Below are 19,717 nucleotides of genomic sequence, written 5' to 3'. Positions count from 1 at the left end.
TTACGTCACACCTCGGCGTAGCTGAGCTGCGGCTTCGCCTCTGCAGCGGCTGCGGTCTCGCCCTTGGCGGCCGGGCGGCGAAGGTATACGGCCCAGGTCACCGCGAAGCAGAGGGCGTAGAAGGCGAGGAAGACGACGAAGGCGCCGGTGCCGGAGCCGTTGCTGAGGAAGGACTGGCGGAAGGCCATGTTGATGCCGACACCGCCGAGCGCGCCCACCGCGCCGATGAGCCCCATGGAGGCACCGGAGAGACGGCGACCGTACGCAGCCGCTTCGTCACCCTCGAGCCCCTTGGCGAGGGCCTTGGTCTGGAAGATGCCGGGGATCATCTTGTACGTCGACCCGTTGCCGAGCCCGCTGAGGACGAACAGCACCACGAAGACGGAGACGAACAGCGGCAGCGACTTCTGCATGGAGGCGACGATCAGGATCGCGGTGGCGGCGGCCATACCGATGTAGTTGTAGAGGGTGATCTTCGCGCCGCCGTACTTGTCGGCGAGCCAGCCGCCCACCGGGCGGATCAGCGAGCCGAGCAGCGGGCCGATGAAGGTGAGGTACGCGGCCTGCAGCGGCGTACGACCGAACTGGACCTGCAGCACCTGGCCGAAGGCGAAGGCGTATCCGATGAACGACCCGAACGTCCCGATGTAGAGGAAGGACATGATCCAGGTGTGCGCGTCCTTCGCGGCGTCCTTGGCGGCGCCGGTGTCGTTCTTCACGGACGCGAGGTTGTCCATGTAGAGCGCGGCGAGCGTGGCGGCGATGAGGATCAGCGGGATGTAGATCCCGAGCAGCACGCGCGGGCCGCCGCTCGCGCCGATCACGGCGAGCGCGATCAGCTGGATGACCGGGACGCCGATGTTGCCGCCGCCCGCGTTGAGCCCGAGCGCCCACCCCTTCTTCTTCAGCGGGAAGAAGGCGTTGATGTTGGTCATCGAGGAGGCGAAGTTGCCGCCGCCGATGCCGGCCAGCAGGCCGATCCACAGGAAGGTGTCGAAGGACGTCCCCGGCTTCATCACCGCGAACGCGGCGACCGTCGGGACGAGGAGGAGGCTGGCCGAGATGATCGTCCAGTTCCGCCCGCCGAAGATGGCGACGGCGAAGGTGTAGGGGACGCGGACGACGGCGCCGACCAGGGTGACCATCGAGGTCAGCATGAACTTGTCGGCCGGGGTGAGGCCGTACTCCGGGCCCATGAAGAGCACCAGCACGGACCACAGGGTCCAGATCGAGAACCCGATGTGCTCGGAGAGGACGGAGAAGAGGAGGTTCCGCTTGGCGACCTTCTCTCCGGTCTCGTTCCAGAAGGTCTCGTCCTCGGGATCCCACTGCTCGATCCAGCGGCCTCCCCTGCTCGATGCGGGGGCTGTACTAGGGGCTGTCATGACGCCTCCACGGTGCTCCGGGGCTCGGTTGTACTCGGGGGTGCTGAGCGGTATGAGTCCCGAAGGTAGGGAGGCGGCGTTTCCGGACTGTGGCACTGGGTGACCGGAAGGGAACTTTGCTCTCACCCCGCGCGAACGCGGGATGAGAGGTACTGCGTCGGTACGTTACGAACAGCTCCCCTGCTACGAGCAGGTCCCTGTGAAGGTGACGACCTGCCCGGCCCCGCTCGCCGCGACCGCAAGGTCCGCGGTGCCGTCGCCGTCGAGGTCGGCGACAGATGCATCGTAGGCGCCGTCGACCGTGAGGGTGGTCAGCAGCGACAGCTCCTCGCTCCCGCCGGTGTAGACGGCGACGGAGTCCCCGTTGAGGGAGGAGACGAGCAGGTCCGTCAGCCCGTCCCCGTTGACGTCCCCGGAGCCGACGGCGACCGGAAGGGAGCCGGTGGTGTAGGTGGTCGCCGTCTGGAAGGTGCCGTCGCCGTTGCCGAGGAGCACGTCGAGGGCGTTGGAGCCGTTGCTGACGGCGGCGAGGTCGAGATGGCCGTCGCCGTTCACGTCCCCGCTGGTGAGGGAGTAGAGCCGGGAGGTGGTGGCGTGGCCGACCGCGGCGCCGAGCCCGCCCGCCCCGTCGCCCAGGTGCACGCTCACGCCCGCGCTGCCGACGCTCGCGGTCGCCACGTCCGGGTTGCCGTCGCCGTCGAAGTCGCCGAGGACGATGCCGTGCGGCTGGGTCCCGGTCGCGGTGTCGCCCTGGTCGTCGAAGGTGCCGTCGCCGTTGCCGAGCAGGACGCGTACGGAGCTGGTGCCCTGCTGGGCCACCACGAGGTCGGCGGTGCCGTCGCCGTCGAGGTCGCCGGTGGCGAGCGCGCGGGGCGCCTCGTCGACGTCGAGCGTGGTGGCGTCCTCGAAGGTGCCGTCCCCGTTGTTGATCAGCACGCTGACCGTGGCGCCGCCGAAGTCGGCGGTGGCGAGGTCGAGGCTGCCGTCGCCGTCGAAGTCGGCGGCGACGGTCTGGTACGGGTGCGTGCCGACGGTGTAGGTGGTGCCGGTGGCGAAGGTGCCGTCGCCGTTGCCGAGGAGGACGGTGACCGAGTTCCCGTCCAGGTTGGCGGCCACGACGTCCGCGTCTCCGTCGCCGTCGAGGTCGGCGGTCAGGACGTGCCGGGGGTTGGTGCCGGCGGTGGCGGTGGCGGACTGGGTGAAGGTGGGCGTGGTGCAGGAGGTGGCGGTCGCGGTGGAGGCGCCGAGGGGCGCGGCGAAGGCGGGGGTGACGACTCCGACGGTGGCGCTCGCACCGAGGGTCAGGGCGAGGACGGTGGCTGTGAGCCGGCGTTTCATGGGCTGCTTCACTCCTTCGGTACGGCTCATGAGGCGTCTGCCGCGACGCGGAAGCCGACGGTGACGTATCCGCCGCTGCCGTCGCGGCCCTCCCCCCGGTAACCGGTCGTGCAGCTGCGCCCGGTCGAGTACCAGGACCCGCCCCGCACGGCGTTGACCTCCAGGCCCGCCTCGGCCCCGTTGGTGGCGGTGATCAGGGACGACGTCCACTCGAAGGCGTTGCCGGCCAGGTCGTAGGCGCCGTAGGTGCTGATGCCGTCGGTGTAGCTGCCGACCGCCGACGCGTAGCCGCCGGTCTCCATCAGCTCGTCGAAGAGGTCGGTGTAGACGAAGCCGGTGTAGGTGGAGTGGTCGATCCAGCCGGTCACCCCGCCGGTGGCGGAGACGGCGAGGATCTCGGAGACGGGATCGCTCTCGCCGTACCGGCTGGAGTTCTGGTCGTTGTAGGTCGCCTCCTCGTCGTCGTGGTCGGCGAGGTAGTGGGCGGCGCAGACCGCGTTGTAGTTGTAGCGGCTGGTGAGGGTTCCGTCGCTGTAGGACGTACCGGCGTCGTTGCCCCAGGGATAGGTGTACGACGACGGACCGCGCGCCGCGTTCTCCCACTCGGCCTCGGTGGGCAGCCGGAAGGTGACGTCCTCGGCGCTCCCGGTGAGCCAGTCGCAGAAGTCGCCGGCCTGCTCCAACGACACGGACAGCACGGGGTGTTCGCCCTTCCCGTCCGGATACGTCCCGTCGCTCCAGTAGCCGGGCGGGTCCCCGCCGCTGTCGTCGAGGAACTCCTTCCACTGCGCGTTGCTGACCTGGTAGGCGCCCAGCTGGTACGCGGCGGAGATCGGCGAGGACTCACCGGCGCCGGCGTTGTTGCTCAGGTCGGCGGTGAAGGTGAAGGAGGGGTTGGCCGGGATCTGGACGAGGGTCTGTCCGGCGGCGGTGAAGGCGGCGGGGCTGACGCTCTTCCGCGCCTGCGGCTCGGCGGAGGCGGAGGGAAGGGCCGCGAACGCGCCGCCCAGGAGGGCGACGGCGCCGCCACCGCCGTACAGAAGCAGTCTGCGCCGGCTCGGGCGGGAGGGCACGGTGTGCTGCCCGCCCGCCGGTTCGATGGTGTGCTCGGTTCCCGTCATGAACGCCGGAACGTAGCCATCCGGGCTGTGCTGGACGTGTCACGGGACTGTGCATCGGCCAAGCGCGCCAAGGGCGTTGGGGTGCTTCAGCGTTGCGGGGACTGCCAGTTGGGGTTCTGCTGCGGGTAGGGCTGCTGCGGGGCGTACGGCTGCTGCGGCTGCTGTTGGGGGTACGGCTGCTGCGGCTGCTGCTGGGGGGCGTAGGGGCCGGGGGCCGGGGCCTGCTGGGGCTGGGCGTAGGAGCCGGGGGCCTGCTGGGGCTGGGCGTAGGGCTGCGGCGGCTGCTGCTGGGGATAGCCGTAGGGCTGCTGTTGAGGCTGGGGCTGGGGCTGGGCGGCGTACGGTCCCGCGGGGGGCCGGCCCGCGCCGTACGGCCCGTTCGCGAAGGGGTTCGCCTGGCCCGGGATCTGCAGTCCCGGCGGCAGGTACCGCAGTCGGCCGGTCTCGTCCGTCATCGGCACGAAACCGGCGGCCTGCAGCCGACGCGCGAACTTGGCGTTGCGCTTGCGGGTCACGAGGAGACCGATGCCGAAGATCGCCATGAAGATCAGCCAGGCGATGAACGCCACGATGTAGTCGACGGCCTCGCCGCCGGCCCGATACCCGGCGACCAGGCAGGCGGCGGTGATACCCAGCGCCCCGTAGCCCATCCGCTTCTCGGCGTTCTTGCCCGTGAGGTCGAACTGGATGCGGGCCTTGAGGAGTTCGAGCGCGTCGGGGACGAGGGGCGGAAGCGAGACACCGTCACTGGCGTTCGGGTACTGCGCCCAGTTCTGCGCGGCCCGCGACCGGGCCTGCGGGCTGGGGTCGGGCACGATCATCATCTTCAGCGCGTTGTTGCGCGAACCGGTGTGCCGGGCGTCCACGTACTCGTACCCGAACTGCTGGGCGACGAAGGCGAGTCGGGACAGCTTCTTCACGGATGCCATCGGACTGGTGAGCTCGACGGGCTCGCCACCTGCCATCAACTGCAGCATCTTCTGAATCTGCCGCTTGCTCATCGCACCTGCTCCCCCGTGGACACACCACTGTTCACTTCCGCAACTGGGGCAGTGTGTCACGGGGTTGTGGGGGTGGCGGATCGCGGGGTGGGGGGCTTGACCGGGGCTTGACCGTCGCGTTCGCGTTCCCGACCTGTCGTACGCGATCCGCCCGCCCTACTCCCCTGCATAGGCCAATGTGTCGCTCCCGCCGTCGTCCCACGTGATGACCACGCTGTCGCCCGAGCGCGTCAGGGTCGCCGCCTTGTAGTCGTCCCCGCTCGTGCTCGTGGTGCTCATCGGTGAGAGGGCCATGCGGAAGGAGCCGTCGCTGCGGTCCATGCCCATGCCCATCAGGATGCCGTCGCCGCCGGGGTCGATGTAGGACATCGGGTACTTGCCCGTGTAGTCGCCGGTCCTGTACTTCGCGCCGATGGTCAGCGTCTTGTTGTCGTCGTCCTGCCACTGGCCCTGGAAGCCCGTCGCGGGCGCCGTGCCGTTGGTGTCGTCGCCGGTGTCGCCGTAGTCGGAGCCGTCGTCGGTGGCGGGGTCCGAGGGCTCCGTCGTGGAGTCGTCCGTGTCCTGCGCCGACGACGAGGCGCTCGGCGACGCCGACACGCTCCGGTCGGCCACCGGCTTTCCGCCGTCGTCCCCGCCGCCGTTCGTGGCGAGGTAGATGCCGCCGCCGATGAACACCACCGCGGCGACGGCGCCGACGACGAGGGCGGCCACCTTGCCCTTGTTGCTCCCGCCGCTCCCCTGCTCAGGCGCCGGCGGGTAGCCCCCGTATCCGTACGGCTGTTGCGTCGCGTACGGGTTGGGTATCTGCCCCGGCGGCTGCGCGGCCGGTGGCGGTGAGTACGGCCCCGGGTACGGCGGCTGCTGCGGTGGCTGCTGGGGTCCGTAACCGCCCTGTGGCGGCCAGCCCGGGGGCTGCGTCATCTGCTGTTGTCACTCCTTGGGTCACGCGTCGCAGGCGTTTCCTCGCGTGCGGCGCGTGACCGACTCAAACATCCCACCAGGCCCTGTGATCAGCCCTTCCGCCGAGACCCCCCACGCTTCACACCGTTCGGCCACAAGCGGGGGCTGCGCTTCGCCGCGATGTCCTCGATCCAGCCGAAGGCGAGGATCGCCAGGCCGATCAACGGCCAGACGAGGCAGAACATCCACAGCATGTACGTCGAATCCAGTGCCGAGGACGCCCGGTCGCTCTCCATGAACGGAAGGTTGTACGCCTGGTCGATGATCGGGACCGTCGCCATGATCAGCAGGTTGTGCCAGAGGTAGATCGTGACGGCCCTGTTGTTGGCGAGGGTCACCAGCTTGTCCCACTTGGCCAGGCGGCCCGGCAGTTCCTGCCACGACGGTGAGTACTGCAGCAGGATCACCACGAAGCCGAAGGACCAGGTCGCCTGCGCCAGCGGGATGTCGTTCAGGTCCCAGCCGTCGGGGCCGAGGTGGCCCGAGGCCCACCACAGGCCGAACGCCATCACCAACGCCGAGCAGGAGACGGCGACATAGCGCGGCACCTGCTTCAGTACGCCCTCGTGGTGGGCGAAGCCCAGGATCCAGCAGCTGCCGAACACGGCGAAGTCGGTGACCGCGTTGCCCGTCTCACCGGGGATCGTCACCAGCCCCGTGCCGACGATCGCCGTCAGGCCCAGCGGAGCGAGCAGCGTCGCCCACGGCATGCGGCGGAACGCCCACAGGAGCAGGGGGGACGCGACGACGAACCACAGATACGCCCGCAGGTACCACAGCGGTCCGGCCGCCTGGCTCGCCCAGGTGGCGTCCAGCAGGCCTCCGTCGGAGCCCAGGTGCCACGGGTAGGGCGGGGCCCCGATCGGGATGATGTAGTTGATCAGTTCGACGATGCCCCAGGTGCCGCCGTTGTCCGGGTCCTTCGCCGGGTTCCAGCCGTCCGCGAACATCATGACCAGCACGACCGCGCTGAACGCCCACAGCGGAGGCAGCAGACGACGGACCCGGCCGCGGATCACACTCACCGCCGGGCGGTTCAGCGACCGCGCCATCAGCGAGCCCGCCAGCGCGAACATCACGCCCATGGAGGGGAACACCACCGACAGCCAGGCCCAGCCGACCAGGTGGTAGACGACCACACGGACGAGCGCGATCGAGCGCAGGAGGTCGAGGTAACGGTCGCGGCCCGGCTTCTTCGGCGCGGGCGCAGAAGGCAGTGCGGACGCGGGTGCGGGTCCGGGCGCGGGCGCCGGGCCCGAGGGCTCGGGCCGGGTCCCCCGCTGGTGCGGGAAGCCGTACGCCGGTGTCGACTCCGGGGTGCCGGGTGTCCCGGTCGTGTATCCGTGGGTCATGCCACGGGCCTCCGATCGCTGCTGCTCTCCCGGGTGCGCTGGCGCGGCACCGGGCCGCCCGGCGCCCCCACGACACCCGTGCGCCGCAGCTTCTGCCAGCGCAGGCGGCCGCCGGTGAGTGCCGTGATCCAGGACTGGAGCAGCACGACGTACATGAGTTGGCGGTAGAGGATCTGCTGCAGCGGCAGCGAGATGAGGTGGGTCATGCGTTCGCGGTCCAGGCGGAAGGCGTAGGCGGCGCACACCGCCTGGATCGCCAGGACGCCGAGCCACGCCACGATCGTCTTCTGCGTCGGGCCGAAGACGACTCCGTAGATCAGGAAGATGTCGATCAGCGGCGCCAGCAGCGGGGCCACGACCATGAACAGGGACACCAGCGGCAGTCCCACCCGGCCGAAGCGGCCCGACGGGCCCTTCTCCACGATCGCTCGGCGGTGCTTCCAGATCGCCTGCATGGTGCCGTACGACCAGCGGTAGCGCTGCGACCACAGCTGCTGGACCGTCTCCGGCGCCTCCGTCCAGGCCCGCGCCTTCTCGGCGTAGACGACACTCCAGCCGTCGCGGTGCATGGCCATCGTGATGTCCGTGTCCTCGGCGAGCGTGTCGTCGCTCATGCCGCCGACCCGCTCCAGCGCCGAGCGGCGGAAGGCTCCGACCGCGCCCGGGATCGTGGGCATGCAGCGCAGGATGTCGTACATACGGCGGTCGAGGTTGAAGCCCATCACGTACTCGATGTGCTGCCAGGCGCCGATGAGCGAATCGCGGTTGCCGACCTTCGCGTTGCCGGCGACGGCGCCCACCTTCGGGTCGCCGAAGGGCTGCACCAGCTCCCGTACCGTCGCCGGTTCGAAGACGGTGTCGCCGTCCATCATCACGATGATGTCGTAACGGGCGTTCGCCAGACCGCGGTTCAGAGCCGCGGGCTTCCCGGCGTTCATCTGCCGGACCACCCGCACGTTCGGCAGGCCCATCGCCTCGACGATGCGTGCCGTGCCGTCGCTCGAGCCGTCGTCGATGACGATCACCTCGACGGGATGCTCACTCGCCATCAGTGAACGGACCGTGTTCTCGATGCACTTGGCCTCGTTGTACGCCGGTACCAGCACCGACACCGGTTCGGTGATCCGCGGTCCCCAGCTGAAGCCTCGGCGCCGCACCCTGCGCGCATGGGCCCCCGACAGCAGGAGCATCAGTCCGAAGCGGGCGATGACCAGGGCGCCGATGACCGCGAGGGAGACGACCATCACGCCGGTGATGTCGTCCGAGGCCCGGACCAGGAAGATCCACGCCTTGCCCTTCCAGAGGTTGACCCCCTCCACCTTCGTGAGCGCGCTGGGCGCGCCCAGGGCCTCGGTAAGGTTGTCGAACTCGTAGCCCTGCTTCTGCAGTGTGGGCAGGAACGTGTCGAGCGCCTCGACCGTCTGGTGACGGTCGCCGCCCGAGTCGTGCATCAGGACGATGGCGCCCTTGCCGCCGTGCGGGGTGGCATTGCTGATGATCTTGTCGACGCCCGGCTTCTGCCAGTCCTCGCTGTCCGTGTTGTTGACGACGGTGATGTAGCCGCGGCTGCCGATGTACTCGGTGACCGGCCAGGACTTGTCGTCCATCGCGTCGGCGAAGGAGGAGTACGGCGGGCGGAACAGGGACGTACGGATGCCGGCGGCGCCCGTGATCGCCAGCTGGGTCTGCGACAGCTCCCAGTCGATGCGCTTGTGCGACTTGTACGAGAGGTCGGGGTGGTTGAAGGTGTGGACGCCGACCTCGTTGCCCTCGTCGACCATGCGCTTGACCAGGTCCGGATAGCGCGAGGCCATCGTGCCCGTGACGAAGAAGACCGCATGGGCGTGGTGCTTCTTGAGCACGTCCAGGACCTTGGGCGTCCAGGTCGGGTCCGGGCCGTCGTCGAAGGTGAGGACCAGATGGTGGTTCGGCACCTTCAGGCTGGTGACGCGGCCGCTGCGGGTGTCGATGACCGGGCCGCCGTCCAGGATCTTCTCCGGCACCTTGTCGGTGGCGGCCTCGGGCTGGATGCGGTGGTCGGCGAGGATCTCGCTGTGTACGTAGCCGCGCAGCATGAGCATCGCCACCAGGGCGACCAGAAGGAGCATGGGCAGCAACAGGCGCATGGGCAGGCGGCGACGCGAGGAGCCGTCACGGGCTTTGGTCGCGGGCCCGTGACGGCGGGTGCGGGATGCCATCAGAGGGTGGTCTCCGGGGACGGGTCGGACGAGGCGGCGGGCGTGCCCTTGGCCTCGGCGATGGGCGATGGGCTGCTGGGGCCGTCGGCGACCGGGTCGCTGCCGGTGCCCGGGACCGCGGTCTCGGTGGGCGCGACCGTGCTCTCACTGGGGCTCGGGTCCGGCGACGTGGGCGTCGACGGGTTCGTCGAGGTCGACGGGGTCGGGTCACCCACGACGGGCCCCGGCTTCGACGTGGACCTGGTCGGCGTCGGGTCGGCGCCGGTGGACGCGCCCGTACCGGAAGGGTCGGTGGACGCGCCGGGCACTGTGCCGCTCGCCCCCGGCGACGGCGTCGTACCGTCGGCGGCCGTCGGCGTCGCACCGGACGGCAGGCCGCCGGTGCCGGTGGGCTGCGCCGAGTCCGCGGGCCGTGAGGTCGGCTCGACCTGACCGGCCGGCTTGTCGTCGTTCTGACCGGGAACGGGCAGCCAGGGAGCGGCCGAGCTGCCGGACAGCAGAGTGACGACGATGACGACGGCGTAGACCGCGCAGGCGATGCCGATGGTGATGCCCAGGCGGCGGAAGTTACGACTGCGGCGGCCCGACTCGTCGACGAAGACCGGTCCGTCGGAGCCTTCGGAGTCGCCGCCCCGTTCGCCCGCGGCCTTGCGCAGCCGCATGTCCTGTTGCAGACCCACGGCGTCGAGCTGGACGGTCACCTCGTGCGGATCGTGGGTCTGGGCGGTCTCGCCCGCCGTCTCCCACGGATCGCGGAGGCCGGCGCCGCCGGCGGCAGCGCGGCCGTGCTCCGGGAGGTCTCCGGAGCCCCCGTGCAGTACTTCGGTCCCGTCGTTGTCGGCGAAGCTCCCACGAGGAGCTCCGATTCTTCCGGTGTCCGGAAACGACTGGGTGGTGTCCCTCCCTCTGACCTCCCCCGTTGACGGAATGACCTGGGCCTCTGATGCCACTTCGGGCCATTCCGGTTGGGCGTCTTCTCGCCAGTTTTTCACGCGCACGCACATCCCCCCACGGGACAGTTCCGGGTGCGCGGTCGACTCGAGCACACGTCGGCCGAACCCAGCCCCCACCGGGTTCGAGCGCCCCCCTTACCACACCGTGCTCAGGGCACGAATGTAGCGCACGGGGAAGTTCTGTGTTGGCCACGTGTCATTTATGAGTCCCGAGAATGTCCGCATCGATGGCCGGAAACCATCCTTCGGCGGGCACCCTGAGCCAGCGCTCCTCGACCGACAGTTCGACCGCAGCCCGTCGAAGCGCGTCGAATCCGGGGTGCACCAGGCCCTTCCGCCACACAAGTGACACCGGCGACAAAGGCACAGGGTCGATCAATCGCCGCAGAACCGTCCCGGGCATGGCCGGAAAATCCACCACGGCGAGGATCGGATTTCCCATCTTCGCCATGATCCGCTGGAACTCCTCGTCCCCGACGGCCAGCGGAACGGGTGGCGCGATCTCGATGTCACGCCCGTCGAACAGGCGGCGCGCCAGGTCCGTCCACTCCGACGTGCGCGGATTCCCGGCCCCCGCGTACACCGTCTCCCCCGCCAGCGCGGCAAGCGGAACCTCCTCCAGGGCCGCCAGCCGGTGGTCCTCGGGCAGCACGACCGCCATCGGCTCGTACCGCACGACCTGGTGCTCCAGCCGGGCCCGCAGCACCGGATCCAGCCCCGCGAACCGCCCGAACGACGCGTCCAGCCGCCCCGCGAGCAGCTCGCCGGCGGCGCCCGTGAGGCCGCTCTCGTAGCGGGCCATCAGCTCGTGCTCGGGGGCGAGTTCACGGGCCCGGAGCAGGACGCGGCGCGCGGTGACCTGGTCCGGGAAGTTGAGGTCGACCAGCAGGGGCCTGGCCTGCCCGAAGGCGGCGAGCAGCGCGTCCTGCGCCTCCAGCACGCGGCGCGCGTACGGCAGCAGCCGCTCACCGTCGGCGGTCAGCGTCACCTGCCGGGTCGACCGCACGAACAGCTCGGCACCGAGCTCCCGCTCCAGCCGCCGCACGTCCCGACTGAGCGCCTGCTGGGCGACGTAGAGCCTGGCGGCGGCACGCGTGAAGTGCAGTTCCTCGGCGACGGCGAGGAAGGCCCGCAGCAGGCGGGGGTCGAGATGGCTGGGCGCGGGCATCCGGCGAACCTACAGCGCAGACGCGCCGACCGGCTCACGGATTTCACCACCGGTTTCACAACCGAGGTGAGTGAATCGCCACGCAGAAGGTGTTGGACCACGTGATCGGGCCCGGGCGACGGTGAAGCCCATGCCACAACCGCCCTTGCCGACTCCACGGAAGACGCCGACGCCGGCCTCACCGCCCCCGCCGAAGACACCTCACACACCCCACAAGCCCCAACCACCCCAGCCCCCTGGCCCCAGCAACCCCCCGGCCCCCGCCAACGCCATCCCCCGCCTCCACCCCCACCCACCCGGCCCCTACCGCCGTCTCTTCGCCGTCCCCGGCGCTCGCGCCTTCACCGTCGGGAACCTCCTTGCCCGCCTCCCCATGGGCATGTTCAGCGTGAGTGCGGTCGTGATGATTGCCGGTGTGCGTGGCTCGTACGGTCTCGCCGGTGCCGTCACCGCGACCGGGCTCGCGGCCACCGCGGCGGTGGCTCCGTGGACGGCGCGGCTCGTCGACCGGTACGGCCAGGCCCGGATCGCCGTACCCGCAACGGCTTTCGCCGCGCTCGGCTCCCTCGCCCTGCTCCTGTGCGTGCGCTTCGACGCCCCCGCCTGGACCCTCTTCGCCGCGTACGCCGCCACCGCGACGACCCCGAACACCGGTGGCATGTCGCGCGCCCGCTGGGCCCACCTGCTGAAGGGCGACGAGAGCGCGCTGCACACCGCGAACTCCTTCGAGCAGGCCGCCGACGAGCTGTGCTTCATGCTGGGCCCGGTGCTCGCGGCCTTCCTGTGCGGGACGTTCTTCCCGGAGGCGGGCACGCTGGTCGGGGCGGTGCTGCTGCTGTCCGGCATGTTGCTGTTCGCCGCCCAGCGTTCGACCGAGCCGCCGGTGCGGCGGCACGCTCGCGCGAAGTCCCCGCTCCGTACGGCCGGAATGCCCCAACTCCTCACCATCTGCCTGGTGATGGGCGCGGTGTTCGGCTCCATGGAGGTCGTCACGATCGCATTCGCGGACGCACAGGGGCACCGTTCGGCGGCGGGCGTCGTGCTCGCGCTGCAGGCAGCGGGATCGTGCGCGGCCGGCCTGCTGTACGGGGCGCTGCGGCCGACCGGTCCCGCCTCGGCCCGGCTGCCGTGGTGCCTCGCCGCGATGGCGGCCCTACTGCCCCTCCCCCTCCTCGCCGCCGCCCTCACCGGCTCGCTCCCGCTCCTGGCGGGCGCGTTGCTGATTGCCGGTATGGCGACCGCCCCGACCATGGTCACCACCATGACGCTGGTGCAGCAGCGCACCCCCGAGGGCCGCCTGAACGAGGGCATGACTCTCGCGGTGACCGGCCTGCTCGGCGGGATCGCCTGCGGCTCCGCGACCGGCGGCTCGCTGGTCGACCACCTGTCACCCACGGCCGGATTCGGGGTGCCGGCGACGGCGGCGGCCATGGCGCTGACGATCTCCCTCATCCACCGGATACCGACAGATCCGCACAGCAATTCCCGCCCGATGCATTGACGCGCTCGCAAACCGCACCTAGCTTCGCCCGTCGAAGCGCTTCGACGTCACGCATCGAATCGATTCGACGAAAGGATCACTCGCCGCGTGACGCCTCCATACCCATCCGCTCTCCTGGAGGCAGGGATGTTGACGGCACGAAGGCGTGTGATGACGGTCACAGCCGCGATCCTCGGCGGATCGCTGCTCCTGACCTCCTGCGGCGGCTCGGGCGGTGGGTCGTCCTCCGACGCCAAGACGCTCAGGCTCTGGCACTACGAGGGCCCGGACAGCGCGATGGGCGTGGCCTGGAAGGAGGCGATCAAGGAGTTCGAGGCTTCACATCCGGGCGTCAAGGTGAAGCTGGAGCAGAAGGGCTTCGAGCAGATCCAGAAGACGGCGCCGATGGTCCTCAACTCCTCGGACGCGCCCGACCTCATGGAGTACAACAAGGGCAACGCGACCGCGGGCCTGCTCTCCAAGCAGGGCCTGCTGACCGACTTGAGCGCCGAGGTCACCCGGCGCGGCTGGGACAAGAAGCTCAGCGCGGGCGTGGCCACGACCAGCAGGTACGACACCGACGGGGTCATGGGCTCCGGCAAGTGGTACGGCGTGCCCAACTACGCCGAGTACACGATGGCGTACTACAACAAGGACCTCTTCAAGAAGTACGGGATCGCCGAGCCGAAGACGTTCGACGAGCTGACCGGTGCCATGAACGCCTTCGTCAAGAAGGGCGTCACCCCGCTCGCCAGCGCCGGCGCCGAGTACCCGGCCCAGCAGTACCTGTACCAGCTCGCCCTCTCCAAGGCCGACCGCTCCTGGGTCGACAAGTACGAGCTGTACAAGGGGAAGACCGACTTCCACGACGCGGCCTGGACGTATGCGGCCGACACCTTCGCCGACTGGGTGAAGAAGGGCTACATCAGCAAGAAGACCACCAGCGCCAAGGCCGAGGACGCGGGCGTCTCCTTCATCCAGGGCAAGGCGCCGATCCTGTTCTCCGGCAGCTGGTGGTACGGCCGCTTCCAGACGGAGGCCAAGTTCGACTGGGACTCCGCCCTGTGGCCCGGCTCGGACCTGACCCTCGGCTCCGGCGGCAACCTGTGGGTGGTCCCCAAGAACGCCAAGAACAAGGACCTCGCCTACGACTTCATCGACATCACCATGTCGAAGAAGATCCAGAACCTGCTGGGCAACAACGGCGGCGTCCCGGTCGCCGCCGACACGAGCGCCATCACGGACCCGAAGTCCAAGGAGCTCATCTCCCACTTCAACACGCTCAGCGAGCGGGACGGCCTGGCCTTCTACCCGGACTGGCCGGTCACCGGCTTCTACGACGTCCTGGTCTCCGAGACACAGAAGCTCATGACGGGCAGCGAGAAACCGGACGACTACCTCAGCGCCCTCCAGCAGGCCTACGACAAGGGCGCGCCGAAGCAATGACGGTCACCGTCGAACGGGGCGCGCGGGCCGTCGGCAGGCAACCGCACGCAGGCCCGCGCCGCCCCCGTACCCGCGAGTCGTACGCCCTGTTCCTGCTCCCCGGGATCCTCGCCTTCCTGGCGATCATCGTCGTCCCGTTCCTGATGAACACGGGCGTGAGCTTCACCGAGTGGCAGGGCATCGGCAGCCCCAGGTGGACCGGGCTCGCCAACTACCGCGAGCTGATGGACGATTCGGAGTTCTGGGCGTCCTTCCGGCACAGCCTGTTCATGGTCGTCGCCATGGCGGCCGTACCGACGGTGATCGGTCTCGTCCTGGCCGCCGCGCTGTTCGACTACGTCGGCAAGCACTTCGGGTCGAGGTGGGCCTCGGTGCTGCGGGCCTGTTTCTACCTTCCGCAGGTGCTGCCGGTCGCGGTCGCCGGCATCGTGTGGAGCTGGATCCTCGCCCCGGACAACGGCTCCCTCAACGAGCTGCTGAAAGCAGTGGGGTTGGGCTCCTGGCAGCAGGACTGGCTCGGTGACCCCGACATCGCGCTGTACAGCGTGATGGGCGTGATGGTCTGGGTGCAGATCGGTTTCCCGCTGGTCGTCTTCATGGCGGGGCTGCAACGCGTCGACCCCCAGCTGTACGAGGCGGCCGAGCTGGACGGCGCCGGCTGGTGGCGGCGCTTCTGGCACATCACGCTGCCGCAGATCCGGCCGGAGGTCTACGTCGTCCTGACCTGGTGCTCGATCGCCGCGCTCAAGGTGTTCGGCGCGGTGTACGTGCTGACCAAGGGCGGCCCGGGCGGCGCGACCGACGTCCCCTCCTACTTCTCCTTCTCCACCTTCTTCGAGAAGACGCAGGTCGGCTACGGCGCCGCGATCTCCACGATCCTCACGGTGATCATCCTGGCCCTGTCCCTGATCGGCCTGAAACTCCAGACCCGCGCGGAGGACGCCGAGGAAGGGGTACGGACATGACCACCGCACTGCGCCGTTACCCGGTGCTGATCGCACTGTGCATCGCGGCCCTGTTCATGGTGGTGCCGTTCGCGATCGTCGCGGTCAACGCCGTCAAGTCACCGGCCGAGTACTCCTCGAACGGGCCGCTCAGCCTGCCCAAGGGCCTCTACCTGGACGGGCTGAAGGACTTCTGGGAGCGCGTCGACTACGGCCGGAAGCTGTTCAACTCCGTGCTGATCAGCGGCTCGGTGGCGGTCCTCGCGGCCATCCTGTCGGTGCTCAACGCGTACGCGATCGGGATAGGGCGGATCAGGGGCCGCACCTGGGTACTGGCCTTCTTCGTCCTCGCCAACATGCTGCCGCAGGAGGCGCTGGTCTACCCGATCTACTACCTGAGCAAGCAGGCCGGCCTGTACGACACGAGGTTGAGCGTGATCATCGTCTTCACGGTGATCCAGGCGGCGTTCGGCACGTATCTGCTCTCCTCGGTCCTGGGCCGGTTCCCGCGCGAGATCATCGAGGCCGCCCGGATCGACGGCGCCAACAAGTGGCAGGTGCTGTGGCGGATCGTCGTCCCCGTCAGCCGTCCCACGATCGGCGTGCTCCTGGTCTTCTTCTTCATCTGGACCTGGAACGAGTTCCTGCTCCCCCTGGTCATGCTGATCTCCAACGACAACCAGACGGTGTCGGTGGCCCTCGGGGTCCTGCAGGGCCAGCGCCTGATGGACGCGACGATGACCAACGCCGCCGCCCTGCTCGGCGTGCTCCCCGCGATCGTGTTCTTCCTCGTCTTCCAACGGACCCTCACCCGCGGCATCGCCGTGGGTGCTGTGAAGTAAGGACCCCCCACGTGAAGTTCACCGATGGTTACTGGCTGCTGCGCGAGGGCGTCACGGCGGCCCATCCGGTCGAGGTGCTCGACGTCACCGCCACGGACGGCTCGCTGGAGATCCACGCGCCGACGCATCCGATCCGCCGCCGCGGCGACCTGCTGAAGGGACCGGTCGTGACGATCAGCGCGCACGCCCCGATGGCGGACGTCATCGGCGTGACCTTCACCCACTTCGAGGGCGAGCAGCCGCGCGGGCCCGAATTCGAGGTGCAGGGAGGGGAGGTGGCGGCTCATACGGAGTACGACGAGGAGCACGCGACCCTGACCTCCGGCGCGCTGTCGGTGCGGGTGGCCCGCACCGGTCCCTGGCAGGTGGACTTCCTCGCCCACGGCCGCGCCCTCACCTCCAGCGGCCCCAAGAACATGGGCATCATGCGGGACCCGGACGGGGCGCACTATCTGCGCGAACAGCTCAACCTCCAGGTCGGCACCTCCGTCTACGGTCTCGGCGAACGCTTCGGCCCGCTGGTCAAGAACGGCCAGGTCGTCGACATCTGGAACGCCGACGGCGGCACGGCGACCGAACAGGCCTACAAGAACGTCCCGTTCTATCTGACGGACGCGGGCTACGGCGTCTTCGTCGACCACCCCGGCAAGGTCTCCTTCGAGGTCGGCTCGGAGGCGGTGTCGCGGGTCCAGTTCAGCGCGGAGACACAGGAGTTGACGTACTACGTCATCTACGGCCCGAGCCCGAAGGAGATCCTCCGCAAGTACACGGCCCTCACCGGACGGCCTGCGCTGCCGCCCGCCTGGTCGTTCGGCCTGTGGCTGTCGACGTCGTTCACGACCTCGTACGACGAGGAGACGGTGACGTCCTTCATCGACGGCATGCGCGAGCGCGAACTCCCGCTCTCCGTCTTCCACTTCGACTGCTTCTGGATGCGGGAGTTCAACTGGTGCGACTTCCAGTGGGACCCGCGGGTCTTCCCGGACCCGGAGGGCATGCTGGCGCGGCTGAAGGAGCGGGATCTGCACATCTGCGTGTGGATCAACCCGTACATCGCCCAGCGCTCGCCCCTGTTCGCGGAGGGCAAGGCGCTCGGGCATCTGCTGAAGCGGCCGGACGGCAGCATCTGGCAGTGGGACATGTGGCAACCGGGCATGGCGCTGGTCGACTTCACCAGCCCGGCGGCCCGCGACTGGTACGCGGCCAAGCTGGAGGCGCTGCTCGCCCAGGGCGTCGACTGCTTCAAGACCGACTTCGGCGAGCGGGTGCCGGTCGACGTGGCGTGGTCCGACGGCTCCGACCCGGAGCGGATGCACAACTACTACACGTACCTCTACAACCGCACCGTCTTCGACGTGCTGCGCAAGCACCGGGGTGAGGGCGAGGCCGTCCTGTTCGCGCGGTCGGCGACGAGCGGGAGCCAGAAGTTCCCCGTGCACTGGGGCGGCGACTGCGAGGCCACCTACGAGTCGATGGCCGAGTCGCTGCGCGGCGGGCTGTCGCTCGGCCTGTCCGGCTTCGGCTACTGGAGCCACGACATCGGCGGCTTCGAGGGCACCCCGACGGCGGCCCTGTTCAAGCGGTGGATCGCCTTCGGCCTGCTGTCCTCGCACAGCCGGCTGCACGGCAGCTCCTCCTACCGGGTGCCGTGGCTCTTCGACGAGGAGTCCGTGGACGTGCTGCGGCTGTTCACCCGGCTGAAGCTGCGGCTCATGCCGTATCTCTACGAGGCCGCGCGCATCGCCCATGTCGAGGGGGTGCCGATGATGCGGGCGATGGTGCTGGAGTTCCCGGACGATCCCGGGTGCGCGCATCTGGAGCGGCAGTACATGCTCGGGCCGGATCTGCTGGTGGCGCCGGTCTTCGACGACGAGGGGGACGTGTCCTACTACGTGCCCGAGGGCACCTGGACGCACTTCCTCAGCGGGCAGACCGTGACCGGGCCGCGCTGGGTGCGCGAACGGCACGGCTTCAGAAGCGTTCCGCTGCTGGTCCGGCCGGGTGCGGTGATCCCGGTGGGCGCGGTGGACGACCGGCCCGACTACGACCTCGCGGACGGGGTGACGCTGCGGGCCCACGGCCTGGAGCGGGGCGAGCAGGTGACGGTGCCGGTCGGGGACGTGACCTTCACCGTCGTACGCGAAGGGGACACGCTGCGGGCCTCGTGCGGTGATCCGTCGGCGCCGTGGGGTCTGGCGGCCGGGGAGCGGAGCGCGCGAGCCGAGGCGGGGACGGGCTTTCTCTCACTGGAGCTGGGCTGATGGTGAAGATCACCGATGTGGCACGGCACGCCGGGGTCTCCCCCAGCACCGTCTCCTACGCGCTCAGCGGCAAGCGCCCGATCTCCGAGGAGACCCGGCGGCGGGTCGAGGCGGCCGCGCGCGAGCTGGGCTACCGGCCGCACGCGGGCGCCCGGGCCCTGGCCAGCAGCAGGTCGAACGTGCTGGCCCTGGTGATCCCCTTACGGGCGGGCATTCACGTCCCGGTGGCGATGCAGTTCGCGGTGTCGGTGGTGACGACGGCCCGCAAGCACGACCACGATGTACTGCTGCTGACGCAGGAGGAGGGCGACGAGGGGCTCAGACGGGTCGCGGACACCGCGCTGGTGGACGCGCTGATCGTGATGGACGTCCAACTCTGCGAGCCCCGGCTGCCGTTGCTCCGCTCGCTGGAGCGGCCGTCGGTGATGATCGGATTCCCGGCCGACTCCGAGGGCCTGACCTGCATCGACCTCGACTTCAGGGCGGCCGGCGAGGCGTGCGTGGAGCATCTGGCGCGGCTCGGGCACCGGGTGGTGGCGCTGGTCGGGTCGCCGCCGGAGGTGTACGTACGGCAGACCGCGTTCGCCCAGCGGGTGGTCCAGGGCTTCACCGCCGCCGCCGACCGCTGCGGAATGTCCTCCTCCGTGCACCCCTGCGAGGCCTCGCCCGGCGCCGCCCGCCTGGTCGCCGAGCAACTGCTGCGCGAACAGCCCGCGTTGACCGGGGTCGTCGTCCACAACGAGCCGGTCGTCGAGCCGTTGATCGACGCCTTCGAGCAGCTCGGCCTGCGCGTGCCGGGCGACCTGTCCGTCACCGCCATCTGCCCCGACGAGCTCGCCGAGTCCGTCCGCGTGCCCGTCACCTCCGTCGCCCTGCCGTCCGCCGAGGTGGGCGAGCGGGCGGTGGAGCTGCTGATGAGGAAGCTGGGCGGCAGCGCCGTGCCCGAGGCCACGCTGCTGCCGCCGAGGATGACGGAACGCGGAAGTACGGCGCCGCGGGCGCTCGCGTGAACAGGCCTGGTCCGTGGCCCGGTTGACGCGTCAGGAGTGCCAGGCGCGCGGGCAGGAGTAGGCACGCAGGCGTTCCGGACGGGACCAGCGGGCCGTGGCGGGGCGTTGCGGGGCGGGTTCGTCCGCCGTGGCCAGGCGCAGGGTGAGGACGGCGCTGAACGCCGCGAGTTCCTCGGCGCTCGGCTCGCCCCGCAGGACCCGGAAGGACGTGGCGGTGAGCAGTTCGGCGGCGGTGGGTGTCGCGGTCATGCGGGCCTC

At 69.8% G+C, this 19,717-nt stretch carries 16 protein-coding genes; 6 read left to right on the top strand and 10 right to left on the bottom strand.

The genetic code is table 11. The annotated features are described in order from the left end of the window. Positions 1 to 5 precede the first annotated feature (5 nt). The 9 genes from OG303_RS30215 to OG303_RS30175 form a co-directional block, all read right to left on the bottom strand. Entirely contained in the window at positions 6 to 1,385 is a 1,380-nt protein-coding gene (locus OG303_RS30215; protein WP_405872281.1) for a nitrate/nitrite transporter, read from the bottom strand. Positions 1,386 to 1,568: 183 nt separating this feature from the next. Further along, a complete protein-coding gene (locus OG303_RS30210) occupies positions 1,569 to 2,723 on the bottom strand; it encodes an FG-GAP repeat domain-containing protein (RefSeq protein WP_405872280.1) in 1,155 nt (384 codons plus the stop codon). 26 nt (positions 2,724 to 2,749) lie between these two features. Then, complete coding sequence (locus OG303_RS30205) at positions 2,750 to 3,844, bottom strand: formylglycine-generating enzyme family protein (RefSeq protein WP_405872279.1); 1,095 nt, start codon at positions 3,842 to 3,844, stop codon at positions 2,750 to 2,752. Positions 3,845 to 3,930: 86 nt separating this feature from the next. Continuing rightward, a complete protein-coding gene (locus OG303_RS30200) occupies positions 3,931 to 4,845 on the bottom strand; it encodes a hypothetical protein (RefSeq protein ID WP_405872277.1) in 915 nt (304 codons plus the stop codon). 156 nt (positions 4,846 to 5,001) lie between these two features. Next, positions 5,002 to 5,766 (bottom strand): hypothetical protein, encoded by a 765-nt coding sequence (locus tag OG303_RS30195; protein ID WP_405872276.1) that lies wholly within the window; start codon positions 5,764 to 5,766, stop codon positions 5,002 to 5,004. An 89-nt stretch (positions 5,767 to 5,855) separates the two neighbouring features. Continuing rightward, entirely contained in the window at positions 5,856 to 7,157 is a 1,302-nt protein-coding gene (locus tag OG303_RS30190) for an acyltransferase (RefSeq protein ID WP_405872274.1), read from the bottom strand. Beyond that, on the bottom strand, positions 7,154 to 9,355 hold the full coding sequence (locus OG303_RS30185) for a glycosyltransferase (protein ID WP_405872273.1): 2,202 nt from the start codon (positions 9,353 to 9,355) through the stop codon (positions 7,154 to 7,156). Before OG303_RS30185 ends, OG303_RS30190 begins: the two co-directional genes overlap by 4 nt. After that, positions 9,355 to 10,056, bottom strand: coding sequence for a hypothetical protein (locus tag OG303_RS30180; RefSeq protein ID WP_405872271.1), 702 nt, complete (start codon positions 10,054 to 10,056; stop codon positions 9,355 to 9,357). Before OG303_RS30180 ends, OG303_RS30185 begins: the two co-directional genes overlap by 1 nt. 448 nt (positions 10,057 to 10,504) lie before the next feature. Beyond that, complete coding sequence (locus OG303_RS30175; RefSeq protein ID WP_405872269.1) at positions 10,505 to 11,476, bottom strand: LysR family transcriptional regulator; 972 nt, start codon at positions 11,474 to 11,476, stop codon at positions 10,505 to 10,507. A gap of 130 nt (positions 11,477 to 11,606) precedes the next feature. Here OG303_RS30175 and OG303_RS30170 point away from each other — a divergent pair, with 130 nt between their 5' ends. The 6 genes from OG303_RS30170 (at position 11,607) to OG303_RS30145 (ending at position 19,459) form a co-directional block, all read left to right on the top strand. Further along, complete coding sequence (locus tag OG303_RS30170) at positions 11,607 to 12,977, top strand: MFS transporter (RefSeq protein WP_405872268.1); 1,371 nt, start codon at positions 11,607 to 11,609, stop codon at positions 12,975 to 12,977. 126 nt (positions 12,978 to 13,103) lie between these two features. Next, entirely contained in the window at positions 13,104 to 14,402 is a 1,299-nt protein-coding gene (locus OG303_RS30165; RefSeq protein WP_405872267.1) for an ABC transporter substrate-binding protein, read from the top strand. Next, positions 14,399 to 15,367: a carbohydrate ABC transporter permease gene (locus OG303_RS30160; RefSeq protein ID WP_405872266.1), complete on the top strand. Its 969-nt coding sequence runs from the start codon at positions 14,399 to 14,401 to the stop codon at positions 15,365 to 15,367. The genes OG303_RS30165 and OG303_RS30160 overlap by 4 nt, the downstream gene beginning before the upstream one ends. Beyond that, positions 15,364 to 16,188, top strand: coding sequence for a carbohydrate ABC transporter permease (locus OG303_RS30155; protein ID WP_405872265.1), 825 nt, complete (start codon positions 15,364 to 15,366; stop codon positions 16,186 to 16,188). The genes OG303_RS30160 and OG303_RS30155 overlap by 4 nt, the downstream gene beginning before the upstream one ends. An 11-nt stretch (positions 16,189 to 16,199) precedes the next feature. Further along, on the top strand, positions 16,200 to 18,449 hold the full coding sequence (gene yicI / locus OG303_RS30150; protein ID WP_405872264.1) for an alpha-xylosidase: 2,250 nt from the start codon (positions 16,200 to 16,202) through the stop codon (positions 18,447 to 18,449). Further along, positions 18,449 to 19,459 carry a LacI family DNA-binding transcriptional regulator gene (locus OG303_RS30145; RefSeq protein WP_405872263.1) on the top strand — a complete coding sequence of 337 codons (1,011 nt, stop codon included), beginning with the start codon at positions 18,449 to 18,451 and terminating at the stop codon, positions 19,457 to 19,459. Before yicI ends, OG303_RS30145 begins: the two co-directional genes overlap by 1 nt. Positions 19,460 to 19,489: 30 nt before the next feature. Here OG303_RS30145 and OG303_RS30140 read toward each other — a convergent pair whose 3' ends face one another. Next, a complete protein-coding gene (locus OG303_RS30140; RefSeq protein ID WP_405872262.1) occupies positions 19,490 to 19,708 on the bottom strand; it encodes an acyl-CoA carboxylase subunit epsilon in 219 nt (72 codons plus the stop codon). Positions 19,709 to 19,717: the final 9 nt, after the last annotated feature.

This window comes from Streptomyces sp. NBC_00005 (genome assembly GCF_045160215.1).
Taxonomy (GTDB): domain Bacteria; phylum Actinomycetota; class Actinomycetes; order Streptomycetales; family Streptomycetaceae; genus Streptomyces.
Note: the sequence above shows the minus strand (reverse complement) of the source record. Positions and strands in the feature narration are given on the sequence as shown.

What these genes read in the sequence shown, in the direction of transcription:
- OG303_RS30215 (WP_405872281.1), bottom strand. Translation starts at nt 1,385, where the DNA reads ATGACAGCCCCTAGTACAGCCCCCGCATCGAGCAGGGGAGGCCGCTGG.
- OG303_RS30175 (WP_405872269.1), bottom strand. Translation starts at nt 11,476, where the DNA reads ATGCCCGCGCCCAGCCATCTCGACCCCCGCCTGCTGCGGGCCTTCCTC.
- OG303_RS30160 (WP_405872266.1), top strand. Translation starts at nt 14,399, where the DNA reads ATGACGGTCACCGTCGAACGGGGCGCGCGGGCCGTCGGCAGGCAACCG.
- OG303_RS30210 (WP_405872280.1), bottom strand. Translation starts at nt 2,723, where the DNA reads ATGAAACGCCGGCTCACAGCCACCGTCCTCGCCCTGACCCTCGGTGCG.
- OG303_RS30200 (WP_405872277.1), bottom strand. Translation starts at nt 4,845, where the DNA reads ATGAGCAAGCGGCAGATTCAGAAGATGCTGCAGTTGATGGCAGGTGGC.
- OG303_RS30155 (WP_405872265.1), top strand. Translation starts at nt 15,364, where the DNA reads ATGACCACCGCACTGCGCCGTTACCCGGTGCTGATCGCACTGTGCATC.
- OG303_RS30185 (WP_405872273.1), bottom strand. Translation starts at nt 9,355, where the DNA reads ATGGCATCCCGCACCCGCCGTCACGGGCCCGCGACCAAAGCCCGTGAC.
- OG303_RS30205 (WP_405872279.1), bottom strand. Translation starts at nt 3,844, where the DNA reads ATGACGGGAACCGAGCACACCATCGAACCGGCGGGCGGGCAGCACACC.
- OG303_RS30140 (WP_405872262.1), bottom strand. Translation starts at nt 19,708, where the DNA reads ATGACCGCGACACCCACCGCCGCCGAACTGCTCACCGCCACGTCCTTC.
- OG303_RS30170 (WP_405872268.1), top strand. Translation starts at nt 11,607, where the DNA reads ATGCCACAACCGCCCTTGCCGACTCCACGGAAGACGCCGACGCCGGCC.
- OG303_RS30190 (WP_405872274.1), bottom strand. Translation starts at nt 7,157, where the DNA reads ATGACCCACGGATACACGACCGGGACACCCGGCACCCCGGAGTCGACA.
- OG303_RS30145 (WP_405872263.1), top strand. Translation starts at nt 18,449, where the DNA reads ATGGTGAAGATCACCGATGTGGCACGGCACGCCGGGGTCTCCCCCAGC.
- OG303_RS30195 (WP_405872276.1), bottom strand. Translation starts at nt 5,766, where the DNA reads ATGACGCAGCCCCCGGGCTGGCCGCCACAGGGCGGTTACGGACCCCAG.
- OG303_RS30165 (WP_405872267.1), top strand. Translation starts at nt 13,104, where the DNA reads ATGTTGACGGCACGAAGGCGTGTGATGACGGTCACAGCCGCGATCCTC.